Source organism: Arsenicibacter sp. R0_47 (assembly GCF_057652235.1).
Genome location: NZ_JBYFCJ010000034.1, coordinates 62,949 through 75,624 on the forward strand (window position 1 = coordinate 62,949; position 12,676 = coordinate 75,624).

General features: G+C 53.3%; 11 protein-coding genes. 1 reads left to right on the forward strand and 10 read right to left on the reverse strand.

Features of this window, described 5'->3' with window-relative positions; all coding sequences use genetic code 11:
- Window positions 1-56: 56 nt before the first annotated feature.
- Window positions 57-1,667: a LamG-like jellyroll fold domain-containing protein gene (locus tag AC23NW_RS31350; RefSeq protein ID WP_487454506.1), complete on the reverse strand. Its 1,611-nt coding sequence runs from the start codon at window positions 1,665-1,667 to the stop codon at window positions 57-59.
- Between the two features lie 117 nt (window positions 1,668-1,784).
- Here AC23NW_RS31350 and AC23NW_RS31355 point away from each other — a divergent pair, with 117 nt between their 5' ends.
- Complete coding sequence (locus AC23NW_RS31355) at window positions 1,785-2,540, forward strand: hypothetical protein (RefSeq protein WP_487454508.1); 756 nt, start codon at window positions 1,785-1,787, stop codon at window positions 2,538-2,540.
- Here the strand turns inward: AC23NW_RS31355 and AC23NW_RS31360 are convergent.
- The 9 genes from AC23NW_RS31360 to AC23NW_RS31400 form a co-directional block, all read right to left on the reverse strand.
- Entirely contained in the window at window positions 2,537-3,574 is a 1,038-nt protein-coding gene (locus tag AC23NW_RS31360) for a tetratricopeptide repeat protein (RefSeq protein ID WP_487454510.1), read from the reverse strand. The two genes, AC23NW_RS31355 and AC23NW_RS31360, sit on opposite strands and share 4 nt — an antisense overlap.
- Before the next feature lie 44 nt (window positions 3,575-3,618).
- Complete coding sequence (locus AC23NW_RS31365) at window positions 3,619-5,415, reverse strand: serine/threonine-protein kinase (protein ID WP_487454511.1); 1,797 nt, start codon at window positions 5,413-5,415, stop codon at window positions 3,619-3,621.
- A 145-nt stretch (window positions 5,416-5,560) separates the two neighbouring features.
- A complete protein-coding gene (locus tag AC23NW_RS31370; RefSeq protein ID WP_487454513.1) occupies window positions 5,561-6,376 on the reverse strand; it encodes a PP2C family protein-serine/threonine phosphatase in 816 nt (271 codons plus the stop codon).
- Between the two features lie 15 nt (window positions 6,377-6,391).
- Complete coding sequence (locus AC23NW_RS31375; RefSeq protein WP_487454515.1) at window positions 6,392-6,955, reverse strand: FHA domain-containing protein; 564 nt, start codon at window positions 6,953-6,955, stop codon at window positions 6,392-6,394.
- An 84-nt stretch (window positions 6,956-7,039) separates the two neighbouring features.
- Window positions 7,040-7,879 (reverse strand): class I SAM-dependent methyltransferase, encoded by an 840-nt coding sequence (locus tag AC23NW_RS31380; RefSeq protein WP_487454516.1) that lies wholly within the window; start codon window positions 7,877-7,879, stop codon window positions 7,040-7,042.
- A 169-nt stretch (window positions 7,880-8,048) separates the two neighbouring features.
- Window positions 8,049-8,333, reverse strand: coding sequence for a hypothetical protein (locus AC23NW_RS31385; protein ID WP_487454518.1), 285 nt, complete (start codon window positions 8,331-8,333; stop codon window positions 8,049-8,051).
- Window positions 8,334-8,441: 108 nt separating this feature from the next.
- A complete protein-coding gene (locus AC23NW_RS31390; RefSeq protein ID WP_487454519.1) occupies window positions 8,442-9,395 on the reverse strand; it encodes a hypothetical protein in 954 nt (317 codons plus the stop codon).
- 86 nt (window positions 9,396-9,481) lie between these two features.
- Window positions 9,482-10,204 (reverse strand): FHA domain-containing protein, encoded by a 723-nt coding sequence (locus tag AC23NW_RS31395; RefSeq protein WP_487454520.1) that lies wholly within the window; start codon window positions 10,202-10,204, stop codon window positions 9,482-9,484.
- 193 nt (window positions 10,205-10,397) lie between these two features.
- Window positions 10,398-12,155: a cytochrome c peroxidase gene (locus AC23NW_RS31400; protein WP_487454522.1), complete on the reverse strand. Its 1,758-nt coding sequence runs from the start codon at window positions 12,153-12,155 to the stop codon at window positions 10,398-10,400.
- Window positions 12,156-12,676: the final 521 nt, after the last annotated feature.

Here is a 12,676-nt window from a genome sequence, read left to right on the forward strand (position 1 = left end):
GATACCTTCCAGGAAGTTCTGAACTTCCTGGAAGGTATCACTAAAACCTGGCCCAACTACTGATTCGTCAGCGTTTTGATCTCCGTATCCGTCAACACGCGCTGGTAGATGCGGATGTCGTCCATAGCACCGTTGAAAAAATATTCGTAGTCCTTGATCTGGGCCCCGAAGCGCAGTTCACCGCCCGGACAGTTGTCGTAGCCATTGCCCGGTAAAGTATTATTGGTTGCAAAAAGCTGACCGCCAATGTATAGTTTAGCCACGTTGCCACTCAGCGTAAAGGTCAGGTGATACCACTGATTGGCCTGAATCAGGCCGTAAAGCACAACCTCCTGCCAGCCTTTCGCCACCTGGCAGCCACCGTTTTGCTTGAAGGCAGCCACCACCTTTTGCTGCGAACCACCGTTTTCCGATGGTTTCAGCTGGGCCGCATACTGCTCGAAATTACTGTCCGCAAACCGGGACTTGTTGAAGAGCTGCATGGCCGTTCCGACCGTTGTCGGGCGTACCCACATACTGATCGAAATCGCGTCCGGCCGCAGCGAGGCATTATCGGCAATAGCGAGGTAGTCGGTGATGCCATTCAGTAAAATAGCCCCTTCCGGATTGCCTTTGCGGTCGGTGATAAAGGTCGGCTTACCAACCAGTTGAGCGTTGTTGCCGGTTCCGCTGGCATCGGCCGCCGACCGGTTTGTAAACGGCAGGTACAGCACCAGCCCCGCGTTGGAGACAGCTTCGGCCTGCGTGGTAAACGAGCCTGGCGGCGTTCCGTAGATCACACCCTGATCGGTACGGGCGTAGGCACGGTAGGTGTAGGCTGTGCCGGGCGTCAGGTTGTTCAGCGCGACGGGCACATTACTGCCCACAATCGGGTTGGTAACCTCAACAAAGGGCGAATTGGTCACGTCGGGACTGATGTTGGCCGATGAATAGACAATGCCGAACCGGGTAGCCGCCGGTGATCCGGGGTTATCGACACGCAGAAATACACTCGCTGTTTTGTCGCCTACGGTAGGAGTACCGCTGACCGACACAACCGCCTGCGAGCTTGTTGTAATTGATTTGACGTTTCCATAACCTTTTCCAGCCTTATTTTCGGCGAAGGCCCGCAGGTAATATACAGTATTGGCCGCTAGCTGGCTGGCGGCAAAAGACCTTATTTCGTTCAGCGACGGGGCACCTGTTAGTTGAATAACCTGATCATCGACTGTTGGCAGGCTGTTGGTACCGGAATAACAAATACCGTAGCGCGTTACGGTTGCATTCCCGTTGTCGGTCAACATCATCCGGAGTGTTGCCGAGGAGGCCCCGATCGCCGACGGATCAAGCGTAGTTACCGTTGGTACCACGGCATCGCTGACCTCGATGCTCAGACTGAGCGGTAACGACTGTTTGCAGGTATTGCTCAGGGTCGCTTTTACCACATACTTGCCGGCGCTTTTGTAAGTATGCTGGATAGCGGTTGCCGTGCCGTTTTTGGTTTCACCATCGCCGAAATCCCAGGCAATATCATCAATGGTTCCCGATGCCTGGCGCAGCGAAATATTGGTTACCAGCCGGTCGGCCTTAACATCAAGACTAGCCGACGGGGAATCGCACTGACGGAGTTTTTTCTTTTCGGGCAGATCCTCCCAGGTTGCGCAGCTCAGGGCAATCAGGCTTAGCATCAGCAGTACAGTGTAACGGACTGTGCGTTGGGCACAATAGATTTTTACTTTTCTGACGTGGTTTTTCACGTTACTTTTGGTGTTTGATTTATGATAATTCACACGGTTACTATGCGTATGGTAAAGCAAAAACGATACACAACTGCCCGATTGGCCTTTTTTTGTCTGCTGGCGATACTATGGGCAGGCTGCTCGGAGTGGTCGGTCGATATATCTGACAAAAAGCTTTACAAAGTCCCACAGGTTGAAACCCTTACGCTGGCAGGCCAGCCGGGTTATTCATCTGTATCGGTGCAGGCCAAAGCGCTCAACGTAGCCGAAACGCCCTTACAGAAGTTTGGCATCTGCTATTCGATTAATAACAGCTCGCCTACCATAGCTGATCAGACTGTCTGGATTGATAAAGGATACGAAGCCATCAACACGTTTCTGATCGAAAATCTGGCCCCAGGCAAGCAGTATAGCTATCGCGCCTTTGCCATTAGTCTGGCCAATCCGAATGTCCCGATTTATGGCATTATCCGGACGTTTACCACATCCGAAATCGTTCCTGACGTGCATACCCTCAACTTGCTCACGCCTCCGGCATCTACTTCGGCACAGGCACAAATGCAGATCAACAACATCAGTCAACTAACCTTAAAGGAAATCGGCATTTGCTTTTCGCTGAACAATTCCAATCCGACGCTGGCCGACAATGTTGTCCGCACCGATAAACCAGCTGATTTCCGGGCAACGAATACGTTCTCGCTCAAGGACCTGGCACCGTCGACTATTTATTATTACCGGGCCTATGCCATCACGCCCCTGAAAGAAAATGCACCGTTCTACGGCAATGTGCTGAGCTTTGTGACGCCGGCCCGTACACCCTAAAACGTGTAGCGGGCGGCGATGCCGACACCGGCCGATGCCGGTTGCCAGCTAAGCCCCTTGCGGGCTACCTTTGGCTTTTTAATCAGAAAATACACCTCGGCAATTACCGCCACAGACGCTACTCCGATACAGGCTTTATAAAGGCCGTTTTTGGCCCAGGCTTTCTCAGCATCGTTATAGGCTTTATCCCACTGATCTTTTTCCGCCTGTGTCAGGATAGTACCATCGTTGTCGCTATCAACCGCATTACCGACTTTTTTCAGTTCGGCCAGCTTACTGTTGAACTGGTTTTTGAGCGTGTAGGCATACAGACTTGCCCCCAGCCCGACCGCGCCGATGCCCGCAATCATTCCGGTGCGGGCCGGTGATACGCCTGAAGCAGCCGGTTTTCGAACGGGTGTAGATGGCACTGGTTTGGTGGTTACCGGTGCCGTCGTTGCCGACGTAACAGGTGTCGGTTGTTGCGCGGCTGCTTTTGCGGACTGAGCAGCCTGTTCTTCTTTCAGGAAGTTGTCGCTGTTCTGAATCTGAATTTGCAGAATGTCTTTTTTAACAGCCTGCGACAGTGCTTCGGTGTAGGCCTTTTTCGCTTCACCATATTTCTTTTGGGCATAGGCGATGTTTCCCTGATCGGTCCAGTAATCGGTCAGGTTGCTTTTGGTTAGCAGATCGCCGGGGTTAATAGTCAGGACCTGCTGCCAGAGACTTACGGCCTCGGCACCCCGTCCGGCGCTGATGGCTTTCGCGGCCTGATCGCGCAGATACAGGCAACGGTCGATGTCGGCAATTCGGGCCGTGGCATAAGCATCTTTCTCAAAGCCGGGCACTTCCAGACAGTTCTGATACTGTTTCCGGGCATCGGCATAGCGGCCTTCCTTCAGAAAATCGTCGGCTTTCTTTTTGTACTTGTCATACTCATCGTCGAGGGTCCGGCCTGGTATGGTATGTGGAGCGATAGTTGGAGGAGTCGCCGTAAAAGCGGGTAACGCACTACCCGATAAGAGCAGTACGGCAATGATGTACAGTTGTTTCATACTTGCTTGTTGTTGTGGCAGTCTGTAGTTATGGTGGTTAATGATTATAAATTACGGTCGCATTCCTTGATTTTGGCCCGCACATCTGCTGTGTTCATCAGCGCCTGTGCAACCAGATACCATGATTTAGCGCCCTCATATTCTTCCCGCTGAAAAATCCGGTCGGCCTTTGTGAAGTATGTACTGTATAGCTCCGACGCCAAGCCGGTGGTCAGCCCTTCCGCCTCTGCCAGCTGGCGGGCTTTGGCGAAGGCAGCGATAGCCGCATTTTTGTTATTGCCGTTTTTTATTGCGCCTTCTCCTTCCGAGATCAGCTTCTCATAGTCTTGCTGCGCTTGCTCACGGCGGGCTTTCGCCCCAGCCACTGCCTGCTCTTCCGCAGTAGGGCCAGCTGGCGCCGACAAGGCTGGCTGTGGTGTCGCCTTAGCGGTAAACGCGGCTTTCGTAACCGGCGTTTCTACCGATGCCAGAGGTTTTACCACCGGTTGGGCTACCGGGGCCGATCGGGTATTACCGGATGGCGCGGTACTGGTACTATCTGCTGATCTGGCGATAGCCGCTCCGGCCGGCAGGTCTATGATGCCCGCCCGTTTCCAGAAAAACACACCACCCAGCAACACAACGGCTACCGGAACGGCCCACACCCATTGCGGCCGTGCAGCCGGAGCGGGTGGGTTGCCGGTTCTGAACACATCGGTTAACGGACTATCGGTCGCTGACGGTAAAACGGCGGGGCCGGGCTGGTAGACATCGGTGAAGGCTTCTGTCCCATGCCGTAGATCCGTAACGTCCTCTACAACCGCCACCGGTTTAGGTCGCAATACGTCCTGACACCGCTCCATGCCCTGCAAGGCCCCGGCATGGTCAGGCTCATGCGACAATACCTCCTCATAGCACAGTTGCGCATGGGCAACGTCGCGCTGTTTCATCGCCTGTTCTGCTTTTTGCAGCAATCCGTCGATCACGTGCTGATTGAGCAATCTGAGCAGTTCGTCTTCTTTCCGGACGCGCTTGCGGATGTCTTTCACCAGACACCGTTTTACCATAGTCCGGTAAGGCTCCGGCAACCGCTCAATGCCTTTGGGCAAAGCCACGGTCACGATTTTCTTTTCGATCTCCCGCTTGATCAGCTGCTCACTCCCCTGCCGTGCATCCGACGCGAACGGTTTTTCACCCGTCAGTATCTCGTACAGGATCACGCCAAACGCCCACAAATCAAGGTTGAAACTAACACGGCTGCCTTCTATTTGCTCAGGGGCTTTGTACGACGGCGTACCCCGTCCGTCGCTCAGGTCAAAATCAGAGCTATCGATCTCGTCGTCGCTGACCAGTTTACTGAGCCCGAAATCGGCAATTTTAGGAATAAACCGGTTTTGGTTGTCGCGGGAAATGAGAATGTTAGCCGGTTTAAAGTCACGATGGACAATCCGGTGTTGGTGCAGGTGCTGGAGGCCGAGTAAAATGCCCCGCGTGAGGTCAAAAATATCGTCGGGAGAAAGTTTCCGGTGTTTAAGCAAGTCTGCCAGATTACCATCGGCGTAGTACTTCATGATGGCAAAATCGCTGACACCGGTATCGGTTTCGAGTCGGTAGCAGGCGTCGTAGCGGGCAATATTGGCCTGTCGCGGCACCCGTTGTGCGAGTTCAACTTCGGCCTTCAGTGATTTAGGGTCGTTCCCTTTAAACTCACTGATTTTAATGGCGACCCATTCCGTCTCGACCTGATCCTCTACCTTAATCACTTTTCCATACGACCCGCTGCCCAACAACATCCCATCATCGTTGGGACGCATCGGATATCGTTTTCTGAATTCCTGAAAAGATGTAAAGTGTTGGTTCATGGCGGGCACATTAAATCAACGTTTCTTGATTCAAAGATACGTTAAAGCCTCATTATCCGGAAACTTCCCGTAAAAAATGGATAACGTATGCCCCGCCAGACCACCTTGTTATACCACCAAATGCAGCATTTATCGCTATCGTTTCCTAAAACCATGCAAATAGCCGGCTGGCCGTGGCTACCGGTTTCGGTTTTCCAACCGATTTGATATGGACGAGGTAACCGGAATAGTTGTCTTTTACCTGATTTTCACACCGTTGAAGCAGCATACGAAGCTTGTCTTCATCAGCAACGGGGGCGCTCAGGACTGTTTCCAGCGTCTGTTCGTCCACCTGTTCCAGCAGACCGTCGGAGCAAAGTACAAAATAGTCGTCCTCGCAGACATCATGCAGATGAACCACATCCGGTTCGGGTGCCTTAAACGACCAGCCGGTGAGTTCGGTACTACTCAGACTAAGCGAGCGGCTCAGCCGGTTCCGCCACGGGTGATGCAAGGCCTGTTCGGCAGTAATAATCCCGGCATCAACCATGTCGTTGACCTGCTTATGGTCGCGGGTCTGAAAAATAACCTTGCCGTTACGCACCTGAAATACGCGGCTATCACCGACGTGGGCTACGGTAACGCCCTGCTCATGCAGCTGTAAAAAGGCAACGGTCGATCCGATGCGGTTGATGAGCGGGTTCGACCGCATAAACCGGGCATACTGCGTCAGCGCCTGCTCAAACACCTCACGGATATGTTCTCTGGTAAAAACGGAGGGACAGACAACGGCTTCATACCGCGCAAAAGCCTCGCAAAGTAAATGGCTGGCTACCTCTCCTTTATCGGCCCCGCCAATGCCATCACACACCACAAACACACGGGTCTGGTAGTTAGCAATGCCTGCTGCCGGATAAAGAGCATCCTGATTGGAGGGCCGCTGGCCGGTTTCAGTAAACGATAACGGTAAGTGTGTTTCCATAGTTCATGTTGGTGTTTACTGCGTCTGGTCGGGATCAAACGCAACGGAAATTTTATAGGTTGCCAGCATGTCGGCACTAATCCGGGCATGCTCCAGCCGGAACGTATCGATGCCCCCCAGCGTAATCAGGCCGCCATCCGGTACATCGATCGCATCGGTGGGCAACAGCCGGATTTGTTCCAGAAAGGTACCGTTCAGGCTTGGTTTAAGCGTGGCCACGCCGGGCGTGGAGGCGCCCGGGTCAACCGTCCCGTCCTGCAATTGATAGCGGAGCTGCCCGCTCCATTTATCAAACATAACCGTCAGCGTAGAATGCCTGCGGCTGATAAAACAACGGTTATTGTGAACATAGCGCTCTACCCGCACCGTACAGGTTTCTGAAGTGCCCAGACTGTTAGCGCCGTACCGGATCGCGTATGATACCGCCGGATTACCAGTATAGACGAGCCGGCCAAAATCAGGCAGGCCCTTTACGATTGCGTCATCATAATAAAACGAGGCAGCCAGCTTATTGACCTGTCCGCATCCGGTATGGGAGCAGACAATCTCACCTTTGGCCTGATCAGCGGGCTTAACCATAATACTGCGTCCACAGTACTGGCACTTCATTAACGTATTTTTATACGGTGTCATATTTATAGGCTAACGAACGGACGAATAAAGTTACATTTTTTCCGTCCGCGTCGCTACCAGGGTGTACATTAACTGCTTGTTATTGTTTGAACGGTAGGTCTGGTCATGATAGGTCATCTTTACATCACCAAAGCCAAGGACCTCAAGGTACTGAATCAGTAGCTCTGGACTAATATGCCACCATGTTTCAAGCGGCCCTTTTGCCCGACGGTTGGGCCGTAAAATCATGCTGGGGCCGGTTACTTTGTAGCGGATACGGCTAAACAGACGGCCGAACCAGCCACCAGTAACTTTATGGAGTATGGTTTGCCGGCGGTTGTCCAGTATCTCGGTAATAATAATTTTCTCACGTGTTACGCGGGCCGCCTGCTGAATGGCCAGCAAGGGGTCGCGGGTATGCAGCAGAATACTGCCGAAGGTTGTAATGTCAACGGCTCCCATAACCGCCGGCATACGATTAACAGTGCCGTGAATCAACCGGGCGTTCAGCGACAGGAGCCGGTGGGTAAGCCAGTAGGCATTATTCAGTTTGCGGATGTGCTCTTTCCGGTCGGACGCCAGCCCGTCGGTATCGATGCAGGCAAACGGCACTACATCCCAGTCGAAGTCGGGCGACAGGTCATAGCAGGTCACCCGTGCTCCCTGCGATTCCATGTACGAGGTCAGAAACCCGTTAGCCGACCCGATTTCGAGTACCTGCTTGCCCGCCAGCGGCACATGCCCCAGGTAATTAGCCGCCGTCCGGCGCAGGTCCCATTCGCCCTCAACAGTTCCGAGTCCCGGTAAGTCGATAGTATGGTAAAATACGCAGTCGGACAGATCCGCAACGTAACGCGGTTCGGCATAAGTCAGTGTTGGTAAGCTCTCCATGTTATTGAGTGATTGAGTGAATTAGCGATTGAGTGAATCATTAATTTTTATATTCATTTATTAATCAGATACTTACACACATTTTTATTGAAAAATACAGGCATAGCAGGGCCTATGCCGGAAATTTGATTTCCGGCCGTTAATACCCGCATACGTATTAATGAACTCCCTAAAAACCAACCCGTATCGTAGCCGACGTATCGCCGAAAATCAGACGTCCGTTGGGGGTATACGTGAGCTTCGCCGGATTACCCGTTGTACCGGCCGGAACCGTTATGGCATGCAGTAAACCAACCGGATCCAATGCTGACGGCAATTGCCCCGTTGACCATACGGCCAGGTCAGCCCGGTTCCCCGCCTTAACGGTGTAGATGATTGTATTTATCGTTTGTTCCGAATCGGTATAAGCAGCCAGGCAACCACCATCACTCAGGCCACTAACACACTCAGCCACAGGGCAGCAATTCTGTTAATGTTTTTCATAACATAGTTGTTTTAGGCAATAGTCTACCAGACTGACCAGGAAAGTAGTCAGCCAGTTGCATACCCTGCTGAAATCTGATTAAACCACCTGCGGTTCGTCTACATCATCCCCACCGGAATCATTGGCATACCCATCCTCTCCGGTCTCATAGTGTTCAGCGTCCTGATAAGGCATCTCCTCCTCGTCGTCGCTGATTTCGTGTTCGGCAGCCGTTAGTAGTGGCGTTACTACTGGCTCATCAAATATGGACTCCATCACCTCACTGGCCATGGCTTCTTCAAGGCCCTGTTGCAAGGTGCTGTTCGAGAGCATAAACGGTTCACTGAGCCGCATGCTTTGCAGAATCTCGTGGCTTGCGGTATCAATCTGATAGACCACATCCAGCCCTTCATCGCCGGTGGCATCAACCACACGGTACGTAAAACCATCGGGCCCTTCGAGCACCAGCGTGTCAACCACGCCATCGTGATCAAAATCGAGGCCCATTACCCGCTGATCGTTCATAACCCCCTCGATAATGATCGGATCGACGGGTGCTTTGTCGGAACCCGATGGCTGTTCCGGTAGCTGGCCGTCAGGCTCATACCCGACATCCGCCAGAAACTCATGTCGTTGTTGCAGGGACAGGTCCTGCCATTCTTCTTTGGTAAATGTATTAAACAGTCCGCCTTTCCAGACGAACACGCCGCCCGGCCCGACTTCATCGCGGGCAACGGCAAACGCTTCGCCGAAAGGGTGGTCGCTGTTCACCTCACGGGCAACGGTCGCCGCTGCCAGGTGCAGCTTACCACCGGCCACCGGCACCGGCCCATCGCCGGGCACGGGAGCCTGCGGTTCCTGGCTAGGTTCACCGTCGTCCGGCGTCTGCGCCAGTAAGGTCCAGGTAGCGCCACCCAGCAGCAGAGCCGCCGTAGTGATACCCGCCAGTTTTGATTTGGTTAACGATGGTGTGTTCGCCGACGCCTGCGCGGGGGCGACATGTGATGAAAACTCATCGGTTTGCGGTTCTGAGTTTGCGTACAATTTCGACATAGCCGGAAAGCAATTAGCCGGATAAAGCTCTCTGATGCTTTATCTGGTGAGGTTAAAAAAGGTAAGTCAGTTTTTGAAAAAAAATTTCAGGATGTCCAGATGGCGTTACAGCGGCGGCAGGTTTTCTGCCGGGCAAGCTGCTCCCATTCCTGGTTATAAAACGGCAGGCGGCACTCCGGATTAGGACACCGGTACCGCTCACGATACTCTTTATCAATTACTTCCAGCTTTTCGTCGGTCGACAACAGCGTTGAGCACAGGGTTGGGACCAGCATGCTCAGGCCGGCACTCGACAGAACCGGCAAAAAACTTAGGACAGTCCCCCCGGAGCCCAGCACCGCGCCCACACTGACCACCGACGACAGGATGACACTGCCCGTCCGGATCATGCGCTCACGGTTGCGGCAATCGCGTTTGAGCTGGGGGTATTGCTCGTAAACCTGTTTGAGCGCCGCAAACTCAGCCGTAAAATCAAGCGGTTCTTTTTTGGCAATGGCTTCTTCAGCAGGGGTTGGCGGCAGGTACAGCGCAATCAGCTCGCGGGCGGTCGTAGTGGTATCGCCGAACCTCAGGACATCGTTATGGTCGATGAGCTTCCGGGTAATGCGCAGGTGGTTGACAAACGTGCCGTTTTTGCTGTTGAGGTCTTCCAGAATAAAGCTTTCGGGGCTACACTGGATCAGGCGGGCATGCTGGCCACTGACCTTGCCGTCGGCCAGCACCAGCTGGTTTTGTGCCTGACGGCCAATGGTGTAAGTAAACAGCTGGTTGGATTGTTCCAGCAGGGCATGGGCTTGCTCTACGTTCATAGTCGTGCGGTGAATTCCGCCCGTAAGTTACGACAGTATTATGGGATGCCGGATATTTTTTTGATGATACCGGATGGAGGATTTTCTGACAGGATTACAGGATTGACAGGATGGTTTTAACTGATACAAAAAGTTGATGGCCTTGATCGTTTTAAACTCACCCCACTATCCATTGTCCGGATTTCCCGGAAAATCAAAGCGTACGCAGGAAGGCAATGAGGGCTTCTTTTTCGCGTGGGGTCAGCAAAAGCCTCTGATCGGGTAAGGTTTGATTGGACAAGCCAAAGCCTAAACCATTACCGCCGCCCTTGTCATAAAAATCAATAACCTGTTCCAGCGTCTGGTAAACACCATTATGCATGTAGGGAGCTGTATTGGCCATGTCGCGGATGCCCGGAATCTTGAACGCCCGCAGATGAATCGCCAGCCGTGTCACGCCATACCGCCCCGAATCCGGACTGACCCTCCGGTTATCGGCCGTGGCCGGGACACCGATCACTTCACTTTCTGTACGAACATAATCGGGCGGCACCGTGCCGTTGAAGATCGGGTAAAAATGACAGGTGCCGCATTTAGCTTTCCCCATAAACAGGTTAAAACCCACTTGTTCAGTTGATGTTAGCTGAGCGGTCGGGTCATGGCGCATATACCGGTCAAAACGCGTATTAAAGCCGGTCAGCGACCGGACATAGTGCGCAATGGCATTACTGACCGTTTCGCGCGAAACCGGCAGCGAGCCATACGCCCTGCCGAACGCCGCCATCACCGCCGCATCAGCCTGAATCGCCTTGAGGGCGCCGCGCCAGGAGCCCCCCATTTCACGGGGATTAGTCAACACATCATTAATCTGTTCTTCGATGGTCAGCGAGCGGGCATCCATAAACTGAAACACCTGCAATCCGGCATGCAGCAGTGTCGGCGTATTGCGCTTGATCCGGTCATGGGCTGAGCCCAGTGCCAGCGCCGTGGTTTGTCCATCGGTAAATGCCCGTTCGGGCTGATGGCATCCTGCACACGAACGCTGCGTCAGCGGACGGGAATTTTCGGACAGCAGCGTGCTTTCAAACAGCATCTTACCCAGCGCAATGCGGTCGGTCGTCGGTTTTGGTGAGCCGACGGGCGCAAACACATAGGGGTCAAAAATACCGGAATCGCTGAGTGTGCGCGCCGATGTCGCCAGCATCCGCCGACCGGTCACGACCGGAATATGCAACGCCTGTTGCGCCTCTGCCAGTGCTGCCCCCAATGGATTGGCAACAGCCCGGATAAACACCAGCCGGTCGAAGCGATTGAACGAAGACCGGCGCAGCCTGTTACCGGCTTCAGCAAATAACCGGTCAAGTTTATGGCTGAGTGCCGGGTCAGCAGTGGCCACCGGATACACTGCCAGCACACGTTGCAGCGTTTGCAGGCTCACGGCCGCTTCCAGCAAACTCCGCTGATCGACCGGTGAGTCGAAGCCGGAAATCCCGAGTGTGATGATGCGGAATAGTTGCAGGCGCAGGGCGTCGAACACCTTACTATCGGTCAGCGACACTGAGGTCCCCACCTGCCACAGCAGCCGGATTGTTTGCCGGATGCGGGTCAACTGCGCCAGTACGGCTTCTTTTTCGTCAGCGTTATAGGGAAACAAAGCCTCCCCCACTACCTGAAACCCTTCCGGATTAATCTGTTGCCCTAGCCCGCCTTCCAGCTCCCCTTCGGGCACCGGCGGACCGTTCAGCTGGCGGGCCGAAAAGGGATAAAGTACTTCGGTCAGCCATTCGATCCGTTTATAGGCCAGCCTCGCCTGCCGGAAGCGTTGCCGGATCACCCGCGGTGGTTTTTCAGCGTTGACCGCCCGATACAGCACCGCCGTTGCCGAATCGAGTGCCACCACATCGGCCACATACATCGCCCGGATTGTCTGCACCGGCGCGGGATCGGGAGATGGGCGCCAGGCAGGGAGCATGGTGAGGAGGAGGATATATAATAGCCTTACAGCAATTGGCATGCTTAAAATAGTGGTATAGTGCTTATCGTTTTTTTCGGTTCAGGTCAGGCCGCAGCGTTTTCGTAAACCGGTCAGTTAAACCGATAACATAAGTATATACAAGCTCTGCCTGACGACGATTTATAACTACCGTTCTGTTTGACGGGTCAATATCCCCGTTTTACGCTCTTCCAGTTTTTCAAGCCTTTTTTTCAAGACTTCATTTTCCTGCTTTAACTGAATTAGATACGTTCTCAACTCTTCGACCTCAGCAGCCAGATTGCTTACTTTTTTATCGGATGGTTGGGCTAAGACAGTTTGCCCGTTGGCATCAACTGTTAATACCTGTTCTGTGTAGCCGTTTTGGTAAGAAGGGTTTGAGAGATGGCTGAATCTAATCGTACCGTTACCTCTTATATTAATAGTGAGATGGTCTAATTTATCGGCACAGTGAACTTGCTTAACTTCGCAAGATCATGCAGCAACTAAGCAGACCTAAA